Consider the following 19,492-nt stretch of genomic DNA (forward strand, 5'->3'; position numbering starts at 1 on the left):
ACCCCAAAGGGGACCCCTAGCCCCCCATCCCTTTATCTACTCATCACAAATATGTCTCATCCCCTCTACGTCGCTTTTATTTGGCATCAGCATCAGCCGCTCTACAAATCACCTACGAGCGGCATTTCTCTGGCTGGTTCTCAGCATTATCGTCTACCTTGGGTGCGTTTGCATGGTACTAAGGATTATCTAGATCTCGTGCTGATTCTAGAGCGCTATCCTCAATTACACCAAACAGTCAATTTGGTACCATCACTGATATTGCAGCTTGAAGATTACATTGCTGGTACTGCCTTTGACCCTTATTTAGAACTCAGCCTCAGACCAACTGAGCAACTTTCTGACCAACAACGGGAATTTATCATAGAACATTTTTTTGACGCGAATCATCATAATCTTATTGATCCTCATCCCCGTTATGCTCAGTTGTACAATACCAGACAAGAGAAAGGACAAGCTTGGTGTTTAACAAATTGGCAGCAACAAGATTATAGTGATTTGTTGGCTTGGCACAATCTGGCGTGGATTGACCCCATGTTTTGGGATGACCCAGAAATTGCAGCTTGGTTAAAGCAGGATCGGAATTTTACTTTGGGCGATCGCCAGCGAATTTACTCTAAACAACGAGAAATTCTTCGCAAAATTGTACCGCAACACCGGGCAATGCAGGATACAGGGCAGTTAGAAGTCACGACTTCGCCTTATACTCATCCCATTTTGCCCTTACTCGCCGATACCAACTCTGCTCGTGTAGCTGTGCTAAATATGACATTGCCAGAGTATCGGTTTTGTTGGGCAGAAGACATTCCTCGGCACTTGCAGAAAGCTTGGGATTTATATGTAGATAGGTTTGAAAGAACGCCACGTGGTTTATGGCCTTCGGAACAATCAGTTAGCCCAGAGATATTACCGTATATTATTAATCAAGGTTTTAAGTGGATTTGCTCAGATGAAGCAACGCTCGGCTGGACGTTGAAACATTTTTTTCACCGCGATGGTGCAGGGAACGTCCAAAACCCAGAGTTACTGTACAAACCATACCGCTTGCAAACAAGAGCAGGTGAGGTGTCTATTGTCTTTCGAGATCACAGATTATCAGATTTAATTGGGTTTACCTACGGTTCGATGCCGCCAAAGCAAGCAGCAGCGGATCTTGTGGGGCATTTGCAGGCGATCGCCCGTATGCAAAAAGAGCACCAAAGTGAACAACCTTGGTTGGTGACTATTGCCTTGGATGGTGAAAACTGCTGGGAATATTATCCCCAAGATGGTAAACCCTTCTTAGAAGCTTTGTATCAAAGCCTCAGTAACGAATCGCGTATAAAACTTGTTACCGTCTCAGAATTTATCGAACAATTTCCACCAACAGCAACTATCCCAGGAGAACAACTGCACAGTGGTTCTTGGGTAGATGGTAGCTTTAGCACCTGGATTGGTGATCCTGCCAAAAATCGCGCTTGGGATTATTTAACACACGCCAGAACAACTTTAGCCAATCATCCAGAAGCAACAGAAGAAAACAATCCTGAAGCATGGGAAGCCTTATATGCAGCAGAGGGTTCTGACTGGTTTTGGTGGTTCGGTGCCGGACATACCTCAAATCAGGATGCCATTTTTGACCAGTTATTTCGAGAGCATCTCTACGGAATATACAAGGCATTAAATGAACCGATACCCTCTTATCTGCGCCAACCTGTAGAAATTCACCAGGCACGGGCAGAACATCGCCCAGAAAGCTTTATTCATCCAATCATTAATGGTAGAGGCGATGAGCAAGATTGGGACAAAGCCGGGCGCATAGAAGTCGGCGGGGCACGAGGAACAATGCACAATAGCAGTACCATTCAGCGGCTTTGGTACGGAGTGGATCACCTAAATTTCTATTTACGGGTAGATTTTAAAACAGGTATTAAAGTAGGGCAGGATGTGCCACCAGAGTTGAATTTACTGTGGTTTTATCCTGACAAAACAATGGTTAACAGCCCTGCTCCCTTAGCAGAAGTTCCAGATACATCTCCTGTGAATTACCTATTCCACCACCATTTGGAGATTAATTTGCTGACACAATCGATTCAGTTTCGAGAAGCTGGAGAGGATTATCGGTGGTATCCACGTGCGAGTCGCGCTCAAGTTGGCTTAGACAAATGTTTGGAATTAGCCGTTCCTTGGGCAGATTTACAAATTCCGCCAGATTATCCCTTGCGCCTGATTTTGATGCTTTCGGAGGAAGGACGTTTCTGTGATTCTCTTCCAGAAAATGCTTTGATTCCAATTGAAGTGCCTTGAATCCAAAATTTTCTCGTTCCTTGTCTCTGGCAAGGAATGAATAGCTTGAGGCTCTGCCTCTGTGTGATTATACCGAGGCAGAGCCTCTTTTGAGACGTTCCTATGCAGAGCATAGGAACGAGAGATGAGAGAGAAATATTTTTGGTGAAATTGAAAACATCCTATAGCCATACTCACTTAATTGAACACTGTTATCAAGCTCAGTTCAAATTTCGTTTTTAATAAATTGCTCATCTCCGAAAATATGACATTGTCATCATGTTTCATCAATTGATATATATAAAAAAGTAAACACAAAGAAATTATCTGTGTTCATCTGGAGGACACTGCTGTGCTGGGATTTTCTTGGTTATGAGCAAGATTTCGTTGTGTATCTATGATTAAAAATAAAAAAATACATACTTTTTTCTAGATTTATTGTCTTTGGAGATATCCAGCAAAATTTCTCATGTCAAAACATGGAAAAGTTTTTTAATTTAAATTATGTATAATTAAGAGGACTATTAATCATCATGAAAAATTTCAGGGATAACTTAAGCGTCAAGTGTTACGCAGTCGCGCCTACCAAATGATGATCTGCTGTCTGAATCCTGATTGCTCAAATCCCCTGAATCCTAATGGAAAGAAGCTTTGTCGAACATGCAACACCCCATTGGTGCCATTACTACGAAATCGCTTCCGTATCATTCAAGTTCTTTCTGATGAGGGTGGATTTGGTAGAACTTATTTAGCAGAAGATATCGATAAATTAAATGAACGGTGTGTGATTAAGCAACTCGCACCAAGAGTCCAGGGAACTTGGGCACTGAATAAAGCAATAGAATTGTTTGAAAAGGAGGCTCAGCGACTACAAGAACTAGGAGCACATCCTCAAATTCCAACTTTACTTGCTTATTTTGAACAAGATAACTATTTGTACTTAGTACAGCAGTTTATCGATGGGCAGAATTTGTTCATGGAATTACAACAAAAAAAGAAGTATAATCCTAGTGAGATTAAAGAAATTTTGCTAGATTTACTGCCTGTGCTTAAGTTTATCCATGAGCAAGGAGTCATTCATCGGGATATCAAGCCACAAAATATTATCCGCCGTCGAACCTCTTTCTCTTCAAAAACAGTGGTTTCGGGAACAAGCGGAAATCTAGTCCTGATTGATTTTGGTTCTGCTAAGCAGTTAACAGCAAAAGCACAGATGAAAGTCGGGACTTCAATTGGTTCACAAGGCTATTCCCCAATTGAACAAATTAGAGATGGTGCGGCTTATCCAGCCAGTGATTTGTTCAGTTTAGGAGTCACTTGCTTTCATTTGCTCACTGGAGTATCTCCTTTTCAATTGTGGACAGAATATGGATATAGTTGGGTGAATGATTGGCAGCAGTATCTGAAAAGTCCAATGAGTAGAGAATTCACACAGATTCTTGGTAAGCTGTTGCACAAAGACATTGAGCATCGCTACAAATCAGCTCATGAAGTTCTTGCTGATTTGTTTCTCACACAACAACCGCAATCAAAATCAACAGTTCTAACAGCAATAAAGCACATCAAAAAATTATCAACGACTCAGCTCTTAACTGTCTCAAAATCACATCTGGTTTTGAGAAATTCTCTCTTAGCTGCCGGTGCGATTATACTCTTTGGAACAGCAGAGTTTTGGTATCAGCAGTTTCGTCATCTAGAAATGAGAATATCAGCTAGTTTGAGTCAGTCAAACAGTAGCGCGGCAAATCGAGAAGCGATTTTCAATCAGCATACACAGGATCCTTTAGGAAACTTTTCATTAGCTTCTACTGTTAGAGGATATACCAGCTCAATTTTATCTATCGCTATTAGTCCTGATGGAAACACAATTGCCAGTAACAACAATGACACAATTAAACTATTGAGTTTGGTAACAGGACAGGAAATCTTTACTTTCAGCGGTCATTCCAATATAGTTAATTTTATAAGCTTCAGTCCAGACGGACAAATTCTAGTGAGTGGTAGTGAAGATAGAACGATAAAAATTTGGAATTTGGCAACTGGACAACAAATCCGTACCTTGGAGAGGCATACGAAGCCAATTCATGCCCTTGCTTTTAGTCATGATGGCAGGATACTTGCTGATGCTAGCAATGACAACACAGTTAAACTTTGGAACTTAGCAACAGGAGATGAAATACGCACATTGACAGGACATTCTCACTGGGTTCGTTCTGTTGCATTTAGTCCTAACAATAAAATCCTAGCTAGTGGTAGTTTTGATAAAACCATTAAATTATGGAACTTAGCAACAGGACAGCAAATACGCACACTGGAAGGACATTCTGGCAAAGTGACGTCTGTTGCGTTTAGTCCTGATGGTAAAATACTTGCTAGTGGGAGTTTTGATAAAACCATTAAATTATGGAACTTAGCAACAGGACAGCAAATACGCACACTGGAAGGACATTCTGGCAAAGTGACGTCTGTTGCGTTTAGTCCTGATGGTAAAATACTTGCTAGTGGGAGTTTTGATAAAACCGTCAAACTGTGGAGTGTGGTAACAGGACGGCAAATTCGTACACTGGAGGGTCATTCTAACGGAATTCAATCTGTTAGTTTTAGTTCAGATGGAAAGACTCTTGTGAGTGGCGGTGACGATAGAACTATGAAGATTTGGCAAGCATCTCTTTAGGATTTTTTGCTTTGAAGGCATAGATAAATAAGCAAGAGTGTGATTAGATATCCGGAATCTTATCGCTTCAATGGGTAAATTAAGTATATTCCCACAAAAGTATGATGCTCTCTGTTCCAGAGAAATCGCAATATGAGAGCAACACGACTATAGATTTTACACGTGTTTTGTGAACATGAGTGATTCAAAAGTTAAAGTGTTGACAAGTGTGGCGATCGCACTTTTTGGATTTGGGGTTGTTTGGTCTTTGCAATCTTCCCCTGCAGCTACGAGTGTGTCTTCTGATCTGAGTCAACCTCAAACGACACCTTTGGAAAATTTTTCTGAAGCCTTTACTCTTGCGGGACACTCAGACTCAATTTTAGCTGTTGCTATCAGTCCAGATGGACACACTCTTGCCAGTGTCAGTGGAGACAAGACTATCAAACTGTGGAATCTAGATACAGGAAAAGAAATCCAGACTTTGACAGGACACTCTGATTGGGTGAATTCAGTTACATTTAGCCCAGATGGTAAGACTCTTGTCAGTGGAAGTGCTGATAGAACGATCAAACTGTGGAATCTAGATACAGGAAAGGAAATCCGGACTCTGACAGGACACCTCGCTTCAGTTCAGTCTGTCGCGATTAGCGCTGACGGTTCAACCCTTGCTAGTGGCAGTTGGGACCAGAGTATCAAATTGTGGAAATTAACTACAGGTAAAATCATCCGCACCCTCAAAGGTAGTTGTGATGTAGTGAACACCGTTGCGTTTAGTCCAAATGGAAAGACTCTTGCTAGTGGTAACTATTTTGATAACAGCATTAACTTATGGAATGTAAGCACAGGAAAGGAAATTGACACCCTCAGAGGGCATTCACAGGCTGTTTCCTCACTCACATTTAGCCCTGATGGTAAAACCCTTATCAGTGGTAGTTGGGACCAGACGATCAAATTGTGGGATATTGCAGCACAAAAAGAAATCAACACTTTGACAGGACATACTAATAAAGTTTTGTCTGTTGCTCTCAGTCCTGATGGTAAAACCCTTGCTAGTAGTAGTTGGGACAAAACGATTAAACTTTGGAATTTAGCTATGGGAAAGCAAACAGGTACTCTTAGAGGACATACTAACAGGATTTGGTCTGTAGCGTTTAGTCCAGATGGTAAGACTCTTGCTAGTGGCAGTTTTGACAAAACTATTAAGGTTTGGCACGTTGTTTCAAGATGATGAATGATAAATCGTGAACTTTTGTATCATTCATCTGAAATTAACGCCAACGGCTGCTTCATGTTTTGCAAGTAATTTGCCAGTCGCTGCCCCTATTCTACATGACAAATTCTCCAAAGCTAAAAACCTAAAACTCGTTAAACGGTCAGACCAAAAGACCTTGTGTGTTTACAATGAAGTCAACTTCGTAACAATTTGAGTCTATGTGCTCAATCAAATCCTCACTGGCTGTAATCTGATTTCGGTTTGAAATTACTGCATCATCGTTGTTCTGATGACTCCATTTCGAGTAAGTCATAACCCGGATGCCATCAAGACTACGAAGCCAAATTGTTGAACGGTTATTTGATTGTTGAGCGACTGAGTTAAAATCATGAGTTAGTCTTTCCAGTAATAGACGCTGATTGTCTGGAGCTACATGTAAGACATCAATCTGAGTAATCAAAGTGCTGTGCGTTTGAATTGTGACAGGTTGTCCTTGTGTAAATACAGTTTCGTAGTAGTGCAAATCCATACTGACACCAAATTCTTGATAGCTGGCAAACCCAGCAGAGATAGCTGGATTTCGGTGGATAGCTTTACTTGCCTCAACACTCGTCCATTGCACATAGTTCACAACTTTGGTACCGTCTAAACTCCGATGGGCGATCGCACTGATAAATCCAGCTTGCTGACTAATCATTGTTTCCGCATGCAGCTTCAATCGATCAATGAGTGCTTTTTGCTTTGTTGGTTCGACTGTAAAGATATTAATGAAAGTAGCAACATCATGACTGAGTGTAATCGTAGTCATCAGCATTTCTCCAAATGAAACAAGCGATTGAGGTGACAACTGTGGTTGATGCAAACCATTGCCTCAATGTAGGGATATGCTGAGTGTAGCGATCGCCGCTGATCGAATGCTTGACCAAACTTGCTACAACTGTGCCGATTTTGCTGTAAATTTACTGTGAGACTCTAAATGCTTTTGGCGTCACGCCTACATACTGACGAAAGAGCCGAGTAAAAGAGCTGTGATTGGTTAAGCCTACTTCAAACGCAATTTCGGTAATGGTCAATTCAGTCTTTAACAATAACTGCTTTGCTTGATTAATACGGCATCGAGTTAGATATTGATGTGGAGTCACGCCAGTTGATTGCTTGAACAAACGGCAAAAATAATACTGACTCAGATTCAAGACTCCTGCCATCTCTGAGAGTGTGATATCTTGACTCAAATGAGCGTGAATGTAATCGAATAATTTTCGCAATTGATATTCCGGTAAACGACCAGCCAAATCACAAGAAAGTTGTGGTCGCCAAACAGAATAATGCTTGAAAAGATGGATAATTAATCCAGTCGCTAAAGATTCACCAAACATTCGACCAGCTGGATGTTCTGCCTCTACATCAGCCTTGAGAGCAAGTCCAACCTGCTGAACAAATGGATCGATAAGATCTAACTGAGGAATCAGTTCGATATGTTTCACCTGAGTTGATTCATTCACTATCTGCTCAAAAAACTTGGGAGAAAAGCCAATCAGGGAAAACTCACCGGCTTGCTGCCAATGAGATGAATACCTAACCTCAGCAGGGAGAAAAAGTATTCCACCGGGTTGACAGTAACAAGTTTTAAGTTGATTAGCTAACCGATGCTCTGATTTGACTGGATGCCTACCTCCTGTGATACCAATGATATGCTGCATCCATTGATGTTCTGGACTCTCATGAGCAGGATGATCATAGTGATTGAAAAACACACCTCTCCATCCGGATCTCTGGCTTGAAAGGATAGGGCGATCCGATAAAGCAGGATGAGTGTGTTTAGTCAAATCAACTAGCGGTAGCACATCCATAGAAGTTATGGCAAACAGACAATGATTACTAATTTTAGAATGCTGGCTCAGCATTCTCAACAAGACCCAAAAAACCGGGTTTGTGAACCAGAAATTAAGGTTTCTATGAGCAGGTAGTCTCAAGAAACCCAGTTTTTAAGTTTTTTCACTTTTTCACTAGAATATACGCTGTAGCATATTCAGGTAGCTGCTTAATATGCTGCCCAAAATCTTGTCTACCTTGAAAAACACCTGCCAAAAAATCGAGTTGATGGAGATTAGGTAAAAATGCCCCACCTGTATCTGCAAGAACTCCTAGTTGTAGTTGTTTGCGTCCACCTTTAGGGTACTCAAGAACAATCACTCTACCTAAACCAATATTTAAAACATCTCCAGCAAAAGTCACTCCTGGTTTGATAGAAATTTTTGCGTCTATTTTATATCCATAACCTTTGATATCTTCCACTTGTCTAAAATACCAATAGCGCTTTTGTGATGTAGCTGCAACTCCCCTAATATAAGGCATTTCATTACTTCTATCTACATTAAAAAGTGCTTTAGAACCATCGGTAAAATTAAGAAGTATTGTTCCTTCCATCAGCGCTTCTTCAAAACCTTCTCTGGTTAAGTACGCGAGTGGTTCCACTTTACCAAATTCTTTGCCACCTGGTTCATAAATACCTGATAACACATCCTGCTTGGTATATTTTGTGTAGAACTTTTCAGTCATTGAGTTATCTTTTAAACTATAAATTGGTATATTATATTTAGATGTTTTTTTATGAGAAGCTGGATGAGTAAAAACAGCATACTTTGTAATTCGCAATTGTTTTTTATTAGAGTTTGGAGAGTTGTAGGCAGACCATTTAATAACACGGAAATTGGTGTTTATAAAATTAGGATCTTGTAAACGTGTTGCTCGTTTATTGGCAATATCTTCTTGCAAGACTGTAATCATGAAATCTAAGGTTTTGAGAATATCTTCTACAGTCACTCCTTGAGTGGCAAGAAGTCCTGTACGTTGAACCTTTGGGTCTTCTGAAGCGTAATCTTGATAATATTTTCGGGTATTAACGAGAACTGTTAATAAATCTGATTGATTAAAATTCACTTTAGTGGTAGGCAGTTTTCCGGAAGCAAAAACTTGATTACCTTGAACACTAAATTTATATTTTTGTAACTCATCGATAACTTGATAATATGTTGATGTTGGTGCTGACTTTTGTTTGTTTAGATTTTTAGATGAGGTTTGCTGAACAAGAAAAGCATTCTCTGGACTTGAAGCTGAGGAAATTTGTTGTTGAGATTGGGCAGAAATTTCCTGCTGTTTACTTTTGGACTGAGCACGTAGGTGAGTGTTGGCTAAACCGATAAATAATAAGGTAGCAAAACTGACTGTGAGTCCGAGTTTTTGACGAAATGAGATACTCATAAGTTGGAGAATTAATGTTACTGGTAAATCATACACGACTGATGCAGACAAACAAAAATCAAGGGTGAGAGCAGTGTCAATACGGCTGGTGATAAACACGCTTAACACAAACCGGATTTCTCTAAGCAACAATTACGTTAACAGCAACTGTATTGAGAGCAGTGTTTTGTCGCTGACTAGTTCACTCGCTACACGCTTGGTGATCAGCACTCTGGGTTTTTCAACGTGAGATGGGAAAGGTTAAAGGGCGCTTCCAAGTGCATAAGTTGATTTGACTGGCATTTATGAATAATTAGGCAGATAAGTGCCTAAATTCATTACAGCCCATTACCCCCTCAACGCGAGCTAAGGGGGTTTTTTATCAACGCTACATTCGAGATCTTCTTGAAAAAGAACTCCACGAACAGACAATCATGGATGACTTTGCCATTTAACCTAAAACGTTACGCGAAGCATAAGAGCAAGGTTTTTCGTGATCGAGCTGATCACCACAACTCTGACAACGCTTGATAGCGCCCCAAAGCTAATAAAGGAAAATATTGTTGATAGAAGTGATACTTGAGATAAAAATGACAGGGAAAGCCAGTCCCTGTAAAATCTGCTTCATACCAAGTTCCATCAGATTGCTGAGTTTCTAATAGGTAGTTAATTCCTTTGTTGATCGCAAGCTTTGCAAAGGTGCTAGTTGCTTGACCGGCTGCGATTAAACCTAGTATAGCCCAAGCTGTTTGAGAAGCGGTACTGACACCTTGTCCTTTGAGAGCTGGGTTATTGTAGCTGCGACAAGTTTCGCCCCAGCCACCATCTGAGTTTTGACATCCGACTAACCAAGCAGCACCGCGTTCGATATTGAGTCGTGTCTTTTCTGGAGCAATTAACGATAGAGCCGAAAGTACTCCACTGGTTCCATAAATGTAATTTACTCCCCAGCGACCAAACCAACAACCTTCAGTTTCTTGTTCGCGGATGAGATAACTGATTGCTCGTTCCAGATTGGGTGTATCAATGAACAAATAAGAGCTGCCCAACATTTCTAAAACTCTAGCGGTGACATCAGCGGTGTTTGGATCAATCATGGCTTTGAGATCACCATAGGGAACCATGTTGAGCCAGGCTTGATTATTGTCCATATCAAATGCTGCCCAGCCTCCGGGCTGACATTGCATAGATGCAATCCAGTTTAAAGCACGGGCGATCGCCGCTTCCTTCAATTTTTCATCAGGCAGTTTCACCTCATTGAGAGCCATGACAACAACTGCAGTATCATCTACATCTGGGTAAAAGCGGTTGTCAAACTCAAACGCCCAAGCCCCCGGTTTTCCTTTTTTATTTTTAATCGCCCAATCACCGTAGTCTAGAATCTGCTTGCTTAACAACCATTCTCCAGCTCGAACGACAGCCGGATGATCTGGTGCCAAACCTGACTCTATAAGAGCTCGCATCACCCAAGCAGTATCCCATACAGGGGAAATACAAGGCTGTATTGTATAGGTATCCTCAGTTTCAATAGCAAAATTGTCAACTGCTCGTAGTCCTCGGTGTACAATGGGATCTGCTGCGTCATAATCCAGAGCACGCAAAGCTAGCAGTGAATTCAGCATGGCGGGAATGATACCACCCCAATCGCCCGTTGCTTCTTGCCGTTCTAAAATCCAACGTTCTGCAGCTTGAATACCTTCTTCTCGGAAAGGAACAAGATTTAGGGTTTCTGCTAACTTAAAGGCATGATCGAGAGTAATAAATAAATCTGTCCAATCACCATTGTTGGGCAACTCATATCGAGCTCGCTCGACACCTTCAGTATATAATTCGTCCAAGGTGATGGCTGGGTCAGTCACAAAAACAGGTTTGCGGTCAATGACAATCAGTAGGGGGACAGTACTTGACCTTGCCCAGCTCGACATTTCGTAGATGTTAAACAGAAAATTTTCGGGCAGCAACATCACCCAAGGTGGCAGAGAAGGAATGCCCCGCCACTCGTAGCATCCAATCAGGGCTAAGTGTAATTTGGTAAAAATGCGAGTTTTGCTGATACCACCGCGTTCTACAATAAATTTCCGCGCCTTCACCATTGCGGGATCTGTTTGTGAGACACCTAGCAATTTCAGCGCCATGTATGCTTCAACAGAAACACTCAGTTCTCCGCCATCTCCGTAGAAAAGTTCCCATCCACCGTGTTCCCGTTGTTGAGAACGTAGGTATGTTTCAACTTTGTGTAATGGTCTTTCTCGGTCTGTTCCCCAAATTTTATGAAGGAGGACAACCTCCGCAGTGATGGTAACATTGGATTCTAGCTCCGCCCACCAATATCCAGATGGATATTGCATGGAAAGAAGATAGTTCTGATTTTTGGCGATCGCACCTCTGACACGGGAAACTGTCTGTTTGTCTTGAATTTGCATCCGTTTCCGTTACTCCTCTACCACATCTGTTTCTTGTTAGCGATAACAAGAAAATTCTTTGCCTGTCATAAGCTGACATTGTAATGTGTTTTCTATGTGAAAAAAAGAGAACACAATGAGCGGTGAAATTGGATTATGGTTTTCTGTTCTATCCTTGACAATTTGGGTGATATTACTGGTGTTCTGGGGTCAGTTTTGGCGCTGTGACCAACGATTAACAAGACAGGAAACAGATTTACAAATGTTCCCTGCCATTTGTGCTGTCGTCCCTGCCAGAAATGAAGCGGATTTGCTTCCTATAAGTTTGCGATCGCTTCTCACTCAAGACTATCCTGGTAGTTTCACCGTCGTGTTAGTAGACGATAACAGTACCGATGGAACAGCAGATGTTGCTTCTCGTGTTGCCCAGGCATTAGACAAAACTCAGCAATTACACGTTCTTTCTGGACAACCTTTGCCTCCTGACTGGACGGGCAAGTTATGGGCGCTACACCAAGGTATTGAATATACACAAAGCTTGACATCACCACCAGACTATCTTCTGCTGACGGATGCTGATATTGAACATCATGTTCATAATCTCCGCTTTTTGGTAGCAAAAGCGCAACAAGAGAATTTAGAACTTGTTTCTCTGATGGTGCTGCTGAGGTGTAAAAGTTTTTGGGAAAAACTCTTCATACCAGCATTTGTCTTTTTCTTTCAAAAACTTTACCCCTTCCCGTGGGTGAACGATCCTACAAAACCAACAGCGGCTGCTGCTGGTGGGTGTCTTTTAATAACGCGTGAAGCTTTAACCAGGATTGGTGGTATTCAAGTCGTCCGTAATGCACTCATTGATGATTGTGCCTTAGCACAGGCAGTTAAGCAAAGGAGTATGGGAGTTGGGGGAGTTGGGGGAGAAAATATTCTCTTATCTTCCTCATTCTCCTCATCTGCCTCCCCATCTCACAAAATTTGGCTAGGACTAGACGACTTAACCCACAGCTTACGACCTTATCTATCGCTTTCAACTGTTTGGGGGATGGTAGCTCGAACAGCTTTTACACAACTACATTATTCCTTGGGGCTGTTAGTTGTAACAGTCATAGGGATGATACTTGTTTATATAGTTCCACCGATCAGTGCAATCTTCGGTTTGCTCACTGAAAATTGGCTTATAGCTTGTGTCGGCTTATTGGGTTGGCTACTCATGGCTTGTGCTTACTTGCCTACTATCCGATTTTACAAGTGTTCACCCTGGTTGACACTCTGTCTTCCAGGAATTGCTCTGGTATATACGCTGATGACTATCGACTCGGCTGTGCGTCATTGGCAAAAGCGAGGAGGAACTTGGAAAGGAAGAGTCTATTCTAAAACGGAAGATGGCTCACGAATGACTAACGACGAACGACGACCAATCAACAACTGATAACTATTCCCTATTACATTTTATGGCTTCAATTGCTCGTAAGAATTTACTAGAAGACATTCCTCGCTTTTTAGTAGCACAGGCGGGAATTTTATTTGCTGTTAGTTTAGTAACCATTCAAACAGGTCTTCAATATGGGTTTGCTCGTTCTTCTACCCAGTTAATCGATCAATCACGTGCTGATATTTGGGTGTCTTCAAAGAATATGCAGCATTTGGGCTTAACTATACCAATTCCCTACGAACAAGTCAGCAAGGCACGCAAAGTCAAAGGTGTAGACAAAGCTGAAGCTGTCATTATTGATGGTGGACTTTGGCATGAACTTGCAACAGATCAAATTACCTCTATCACAATCGTTGGTGCAGATCCACAGGGGATATTATTTAACCGCTCAAATATTGTTGAAGGTCGTTTGAATGATTTGAAGCAATCTTTCCGTTTTATGGTTGACAAAACCAACCTGAATTCTCTTCATCTCAAAAGATTGGGCGAGGTAGGAGAAATTAATAATACACCAGCAAAGTTAGTGGGTTTCACTCAAGGAACTCAGTCTATTGTCTTCGGTACTTTAATTTTCACTTCTTTAGAAACTGCTAATACTTATAAAAATTATGGTACTCAAACAACAACAGCTCCAAATAACGTGGGTTCTTCTGCGAAAAAACCAGTCTCAACAGACCAGATTAGCTTTGTTTTGATTCGAGCGAAACGAGGTCAAAACATAGGAAAACTCAAGCAAGATTTGGAAGTGGCTTTGCCAGATACTCGTGCTTACACTCGCGAAGAAATGTCTAAAATCACACAAGATTTTTGGCAGGTTCGCTCTGGAATTGGATTTATTCTCGGTCTTGGTGCAGTAGTTGGCGTTGTTGTCGGGGCAGTTGTGGTGAGTCAAATTCTTTACGCTTCTGTCACAGATCATATAAAAGAATTTGGCACCCTCAAAGCAATGGGGGCTTCTGATTGGTTTATTTACAATGTCATTATTGAGCAAGCAATCTGGATGGCAATTTTAGGCTACATACCAGGAATGGCTCTTTGTGTAGGAGTCGCAGCTTGGACATCAACAACACAAGGAATTGTCATTTTAATTACACCTTTATCCGCAGTTATTGTTTTCGGAATTACAGTGTTGATGTGTGTCAGTTCTGCTGTTTTTGCTATTCAAAAAGTCACACGTGTAGATCCAGCTATTGTCTTTAAAGGATAGTTCTTTTGTCAATCATAATTTTTCGTCTATCAGTCATCATGAGTGACAAAATTCTCACTCAGTAAACAGGCCCAAAGGAAGAAATTTATGTAAAGATTTGTAAGAAGCCCCAAAAGCATGAGCAATGACTCATAACTGATAACTGATAACTATCGAAAGCACTCAACAAATATCAACTAATAATTAAAAACTCTATATGTCTAAAGAATTTGAGGAGATGGCTGATTATAAAAAGAAATTTGATACGTTTGCTCAGAGCAAATATCAAACGAGTCGCACCCCAAGAGGAGCAATTATTGCTAGGGGGGTGGAAATGGTTATCAATTCCAAGCAGCAACGGCTTCAAATCTTGAAAAAAATTTATTGGGAGATCCAAAAAGGTGATATAGAAATTTTGATGGGACCTTCTGGCTCAGGGAAAACAACTTTACTGTCTATTTTAGCGGGACTGTTGACTCCGACGGCTGGCAATGTTTATTTACTTGGGCAAGAAATTACTAGAATGTCTCGAACTGAACTTGCTCGGTTCAGAAGGCACAATATTGGCTTTATTTTTCAAGATTTTAACTTATTCCCAGCACTCACAGCGATTGAAAATGTAGAAGCAGCCTTGAACGTCAAAGGGATTCGTGGAAAATTAGCACGCAAGGAAGCCCAAGCTTTGTTAGAACAAGTTGGATTGGGAGACAAAATAAAACAACTTCCGCGTGATTTGTCGGGGGGACAGAAACAAAGAGTGGCGATCGCCCGCGCCTTAACTGCTCATCCAAAAATTATTATGGCAGATGAACCCACGGCTGCTTTAGACTCTCACAGCGGACATCTGGTTATGGAGTTACTACGTGGACTGGCAAAAGAACAAGGCTGTACAGTGTTAATTGTAACTCATGATCCCCGAATTTTAGATTTAGCTGACCGAGTGGCGTATATGGAAGATGGAGTTTTGAAAGGAGTTTAGAGGAATTTTGCAAGTATAAAACATGAAGGTATAAAGAAGTCGTCAGGAGTCAGGACAATACGGTTCGGTTAAGGTTAGTTCGCGTGCTTAGAAACCCGGTTTCGTGAAAGTTACCGGGTTTCTGTTCAGGTGCTTATAGGGAAATAAGGGTTGTTGGTTGTGAACTGCATGAGTTCAAAACGCCGACATCTAGATATTAAGTGCAACTATATAAACAGTTATTCTGGGATGTGACAGTCATTATGGATGTATCATCTAGATACTGGAAAATTTACAGAATCAGTACCTCTCAAACAGTTGGATACGAACAGTGTTTAGTTCTTCCAGCACGGGAGTATCTAAAACAGATTCACAATCTTGCTCCCATAGACACACAAACTGTTCTGTTATCCGACTTTTTTGACAAAAATTCTGCTGTTGATGTTATGAGTCGTGCTAAAGCAGGACTTTGTTTACGAGCTTATGTTTCTGAACCGATTCTAAAAGCATGCCAAAAAATTTACAATCTCTTCAGTGGTGAAAAGAATTTTACTTTCCAGGAATTGCTATCCTGTGTCCTCAATGACGATGGACAAACTTTAGTTATCATAGACCCTAAGGGGAAAACTCAACTCATTGTGGATAACAATGGGGAAACTAGAACAACTGCTTACAAATTCTTTTCTGTTAGAGTTTTGCAAACATTTAATGCCGATTTAGAGTCTAGGATGAGCTTAGACAATTGGGCATATTTGCAAACTAAGCAAAATCCCGAACTGAAAGATTTTTTAGCAGATTTTGGATTTAAGCATCTCAGTGACTGGGCGCTTCTTAATCGAATCAGAGCAAAACAATTTGAACGTTTATCCAACCGCGATCGCCACTTAGTTGAAGTTTTTCATGGTGTTTATCGTCGTGACAGACTTCAACAAAACTCGAAGACAGTCAAAAAATGTCCAGAACCCTCAAGCGCGCAATTGCAAGAAATGCTTAACGGCTTGCGCGAAAGAAATGTCATTATCAACTCAACAGTGGAATTGATGAATGAACTCAAACAAGTCGTCACACAACTGAGACAGTATGACATTTGGAGTTATAGAGAACCACTGGAAGTCCACGATCCTCAGACTGGAGGTTATAACTATAGAACAGATTTACCTGTTAACAACTTCAATGAGGTAGATCTTGAAGAGCAAGAAATATTGGATTTCTTGTATGAGCAACTGAGTATAGCCTTGACGCGTGCGATCGAGCAAGAAATAGGCGATCGCATAACTAACTTGAAAAAAAGTAAAAACTATACCAAATACGCTCAAAAATTTATTCCTGGCTTGCAGCTTTACTACTGTCAAAGTTTATCTCTCAAGGATATTGCACCCAAGTTGGGAATGACGAGTTGGGATCAAGCTAGGCGAGTCTTAAATCCAGGGGAGCTACTGAGTAAAGTACGTACTCTTACAGTCCAACAACTTCTTGCAATAGTTCTCAAGAAAGCAGAGGAAAAAGGTTTAACTAAAACTCCTCCTGAGCCAAATTATCTTAAAACATTGGCTGAGTATATAGAAGCTTTTGCTGACAATGAAATCTTTCGAGAAGCAGCAGAAGAAACCAGAGTGGGAAAAAGTCGTTCGATGGATAGCTTGTATGCTCAGCAAATTCGCAAATATCTAAAACAACGTACACGGGGTGTACGCGTATGTCTTCCAACCCTCCTGTTAAAGCAAGGCTAGGGAAAATCTGAAACAGAAAACATCAAGAAGGAGTACAATCATGCTTAATTCTATGGTTAATTCAACTGATATAAGACTCTTGCTCTCAGAAGTCGTTTGGCTAGAAGCAGAAGATTTTGACCAAGCAAGAAATCATAGTAAACTAGTCACAACTGAAGCACAACAGTGGCAAACTTATCTGAATACACTGGCAATGCTTGGCTGTGAAAAATGGCTCAGCACACGCATACAAGATAAAGTGATTCATCGAGTTCCGAATGAACTTGAAGCTATTTCTCATCTGATGATTGGAGAATTTAAAGTTTGTCCAATTGCTGTAGAACACTTACTTGATGAAGTTGTCAATATTCCCAGAAATGTCATCGAAAAATCAGAATTAGCAGCTCATTTCTACGTCGTCGTTGAAGTGTTAGAAGAAGAAGAACAAGTTATTCTTAGAGGCTTTTTGCGTCACGACGAACTTGTGAATTATCGCAGTCAATTCAATTTACATGCTCGGGATGAATATTACCAATTACCGCTATCTTTATTTGATGCGGAACTCAATCATCTGTTGTTCTACAATCATTTCTCACAACCTTCAACGATTCCTTTACCTGTAGCCTCAACTCAGTCTGCTGGTGTCTCACAAGAGACATCTTTGCAGAATACCAGAACCAAGCTGAGTCAATGGTTGGAGGGAGTTTTTGAACAAGGTTGGCAAACAATAGACACGCTCATCAACCCAGAAGCTAATTTAGCTTTAAGTACTAGAATTGCACAGAAAGGTCCCAAAAAAGCTAAACTAATTGACTTGGGAGTGCAACTTGGTCATCAAACAGTTGCTCTGTTGGTAAATATCACAGAAGAAACCGAGGATAAATTGGGTGTTTTAATCCAGGTACATCCTACAAGTGGAGAAAAATATTTGCCGCCTGATCTGAAATTGACTTTGTTGTCTAAAGCCGGAAAAAACCTTCAGCAAGTCATTTCAAGAGTGCAAGATAACTACATTCAACTGAAATTTTTCAAAGGGGAATCAGGAAAACGTTTTAGTGTAGAGTTAAGTTTAGGGGAGGAGCTAAAGGTGAAAGAAGACTTTGAATTGTAGTTATGGAGAAGGAGCATGGTGAAAAGAAAGCCTGTATTTTTCCGTATTCTAAAATTCCTTTTTTCATCTAAACAGCCAAGTAGAAGTTGGATAAGAAGGCAGAAGGCAGAAGGCAGAAGGCAGAAGGGAAAACCTCTTCCTAAGAAGGTTTCATTGGTTTGCATTTTATGTTTCATTCTGTCCACTTACTTAGTTGTGTTTCTTTGTGTGATAATATCACCAATACTGGCACCAGTGTTAGCACAAGCTCCTCTTGTCAATTCTGCAGCACATCAATTCACAATTGGCGAGGGTAAAATACAAGACCTTGTGCAACAGGGTAAAAAACTTTATGAGGCTGGACAGTTCACTCTTGCTGTAAAAGTTTTGCAACAGGCTGTAGTTGCTTTGAGAACTCAAGGAGACAATTTACGGGAAGCTATGACTTTGAGCAATCTCTGTTTGGCTTTTCAAAAACTTGGTTTATGGAAGGAAGCTGAAGATGCGATCGCTCAAAGTCTCAATTTATTAAAAAATTTGCCCAACTCCCAACAAAGTTCTAAAATTTTGGCACAAGCTCTTGATGTGCAAGGACGCTTACAATTGTCGCAGGGACAAGCTGAAGCAGCAGTGACGACTTGGCAAAAAGCAGCAGAGATTTATCAGCAAATGAAAGACAATGCTGCATTCACCCGTAACCGCATTAACTCAGCTCAAGCTCTACAAATTTTAGGGCGATACCGTCAGGCAAACAAGATTTTAACTGAGATTTCGCAAACCCTTCAAAACCAACCAGACTCATCAACAAAAGCATCAGGATTGCTGAGTCTTGGCAACATTATGCAAGTTGTTGGTAATTTAAAGGAATCTCAGAAGGTATTGGAGCAAAGTTTAGCACTTGCAAAAGCGACGTCATCTCATCAAATTATCGGTGAAACTCTCTTCAGTTTAGGAAACACCGCCCGTGCCCAGTATGATACGAAAATGGCATTGGAATATTACCAGCAAGCTGCAAGCGCATCGACTGATTCAACCACACGTATTCAAGCACATCTTAATCGACTAAGCCTACTTGTTGAGACAAAGCAATTTGCAGATGCATTCGCCTTATCGTCCCAAATCCAGTCTGAAATCAGCAACTTATCTCCCAGCCGCATAGCAGTTGACGCTAAAATTAACTTTGCTCAAAGTTTGATGAAGCTGGCTAGCAAAGATGGAGGAAAGAACAATTCAAAATTCGTCTTGAAAAGTTTGCTACGGAGGGAAACCCTCCTGGCAACTTTTCGCAAAATTCGTCTTGAAAAGTTTGCTACGGAGGGAAACCCTCCTGGCAACTTTTCG

At 41.0% G+C, this 19,492-nt stretch carries 13 protein-coding genes; 9 read left to right on the plus strand and 4 right to left on the minus strand.

The window, feature by feature from the left end; all coding sequences use genetic code 11:
- Window positions 1-51: 51 nt before the first annotated feature.
- From DP117_RS26355 to DP117_RS26365, 3 genes are all read left to right on the plus strand, one after another.
- On the plus strand, window positions 52-2,286 hold the full coding sequence (locus DP117_RS26355) for a glycoside hydrolase (protein WP_169221175.1): 2,235 nt from the start codon (window positions 52-54) through the stop codon (window positions 2,284-2,286).
- Window positions 2,287-2,857: 571 nt separating this feature from the next.
- Entirely contained in the window at window positions 2,858-4,939 is a 2,082-nt protein-coding gene (locus tag DP117_RS26360; RefSeq protein WP_169221185.1) for a serine/threonine-protein kinase, read from the plus strand.
- A gap of 175 nt (window positions 4,940-5,114) precedes the next feature.
- On the plus strand, window positions 5,115-6,149 hold the full coding sequence (locus DP117_RS26365; protein WP_169221176.1) for a WD40 repeat domain-containing protein: 1,035 nt from the start codon (window positions 5,115-5,117) through the stop codon (window positions 6,147-6,149).
- 145 nt (window positions 6,150-6,294) lie between these two features.
- On the opposite strand, the gene DP117_RS26370 is transcribed toward DP117_RS26365, so the two are convergent.
- From DP117_RS26370 to shc, 4 genes are all read right to left on the minus strand, one after another.
- Window positions 6,295-6,942: an antibiotic biosynthesis monooxygenase family protein gene (locus tag DP117_RS26370; RefSeq protein WP_169221177.1), complete on the minus strand. Its 648-nt coding sequence runs from the start codon at window positions 6,940-6,942 to the stop codon at window positions 6,295-6,297.
- Window positions 6,943-7,093: 151 nt separating this feature from the next.
- A complete protein-coding gene (locus DP117_RS26375) occupies window positions 7,094-8,038 on the minus strand; it encodes an AraC family transcriptional regulator (RefSeq protein WP_169221178.1) in 945 nt (314 codons plus the stop codon).
- Window positions 8,039-8,129: 91 nt separating this feature from the next.
- Window positions 8,130-9,395 carry a hypothetical protein gene (locus tag DP117_RS26380; RefSeq protein WP_169221186.1) on the minus strand — a complete coding sequence of 422 codons (1,266 nt, stop codon included), beginning with the start codon at window positions 9,393-9,395 and terminating at the stop codon, window positions 8,130-8,132.
- A 485-nt stretch (window positions 9,396-9,880) separates the two neighbouring features.
- Window positions 9,881-11,797 (minus strand): squalene--hopene cyclase, encoded by a 1,917-nt coding sequence (gene shc, locus DP117_RS26385; protein WP_169221179.1) that lies wholly within the window; start codon window positions 11,795-11,797, stop codon window positions 9,881-9,883.
- Between the two features lie 115 nt (window positions 11,798-11,912).
- Here shc and DP117_RS26390 point away from each other — a divergent pair, with 115 nt between their 5' ends.
- The 6 genes from DP117_RS26390 to DP117_RS26415 all read left to right on the plus strand — a co-directional run.
- Window positions 11,913-13,205, plus strand: a complete 1,293-nt coding sequence (locus tag DP117_RS26390; protein WP_169221180.1) for a glycosyltransferase — start codon at window positions 11,913-11,915, stop codon at window positions 13,203-13,205.
- Between the two features lie 22 nt (window positions 13,206-13,227).
- The gene (locus tag DP117_RS26395) at window positions 13,228-14,415 is read left to right on the plus strand and encodes an FtsX-like permease family protein (protein WP_169221181.1); all 1,188 of its coding nucleotides are present in this window, start codon (window positions 13,228-13,230) and stop codon (window positions 14,413-14,415) included.
- Between the two features lie 196 nt (window positions 14,416-14,611).
- Entirely contained in the window at window positions 14,612-15,373 is a 762-nt protein-coding gene (locus tag DP117_RS26400; RefSeq protein ID WP_169221182.1) for an ABC transporter ATP-binding protein, read from the plus strand.
- Window positions 15,374-15,573: 200 nt separating this feature from the next.
- Window positions 15,574-17,082 (plus strand): hypothetical protein, encoded by a 1,509-nt coding sequence (locus DP117_RS26405; protein ID WP_339381000.1) that lies wholly within the window; start codon window positions 15,574-15,576, stop codon window positions 17,080-17,082.
- 40 nt (window positions 17,083-17,122) lie between these two features.
- Window positions 17,123-18,172 (plus strand): DUF1822 family protein, encoded by a 1,050-nt coding sequence (locus DP117_RS26410; protein ID WP_169221183.1) that lies wholly within the window; start codon window positions 17,123-17,125, stop codon window positions 18,170-18,172.
- Window positions 18,173-18,379: 207 nt separating this feature from the next.
- Window positions 18,380-19,492, plus strand: a 1,113-nt coding sequence (locus DP117_RS26415) for a tetratricopeptide repeat protein (protein WP_339381001.1), incomplete at its 3' end; no start/stop codon positions are given.

Origin of the sequence: Brasilonema sp. UFV-L1 (genome assembly GCF_012912105.1) — a bacterium.
Classification (GTDB): domain Bacteria; phylum Cyanobacteriota; class Cyanobacteriia; order Cyanobacteriales; family Nostocaceae; genus Brasilonema.

Coding starts and splice junctions, on each gene's coding strand:
- DP117_RS26355 (WP_169221175.1), top strand. CDS start 52: ATGTCTCATCCCCTCTACGTCGCTTTTATTTGGCATCAGCATCAGCCG.
- DP117_RS26360 (WP_169221185.1), top strand. CDS start 2,858: ATGATCTGCTGTCTGAATCCTGATTGCTCAAATCCCCTGAATCCTAAT.
- DP117_RS26365 (WP_169221176.1), top strand. CDS start 5,115: ATGAGTGATTCAAAAGTTAAAGTGTTGACAAGTGTGGCGATCGCACTT.
- DP117_RS26370 (WP_169221177.1), bottom strand. CDS start 6,942: ATGACTACGATTACACTCAGTCATGATGTTGCTACTTTCATTAATATC.
- DP117_RS26375 (WP_169221178.1), bottom strand. CDS start 8,038: ATGCTGAGCCAGCATTCTAAAATTAGTAATCATTGTCTGTTTGCCATA.
- DP117_RS26380 (WP_169221186.1), bottom strand. CDS start 9,395: ATGAGTATCTCATTTCGTCAAAAACTCGGACTCACAGTCAGTTTTGCT.
- shc (WP_169221179.1), bottom strand. CDS start 11,797: ATGCAAATTCAAGACAAACAGACAGTTTCCCGTGTCAGAGGTGCGATC.
- DP117_RS26390 (WP_169221180.1), top strand. CDS start 11,913: ATGAGCGGTGAAATTGGATTATGGTTTTCTGTTCTATCCTTGACAATT.
- DP117_RS26395 (WP_169221181.1), top strand. CDS start 13,228: ATGGCTTCAATTGCTCGTAAGAATTTACTAGAAGACATTCCTCGCTTT.
- DP117_RS26400 (WP_169221182.1), top strand. CDS start 14,612: ATGTCTAAAGAATTTGAGGAGATGGCTGATTATAAAAAGAAATTTGAT.
- DP117_RS26410 (WP_169221183.1), top strand. CDS start 17,123: ATGCTTAATTCTATGGTTAATTCAACTGATATAAGACTCTTGCTCTCA.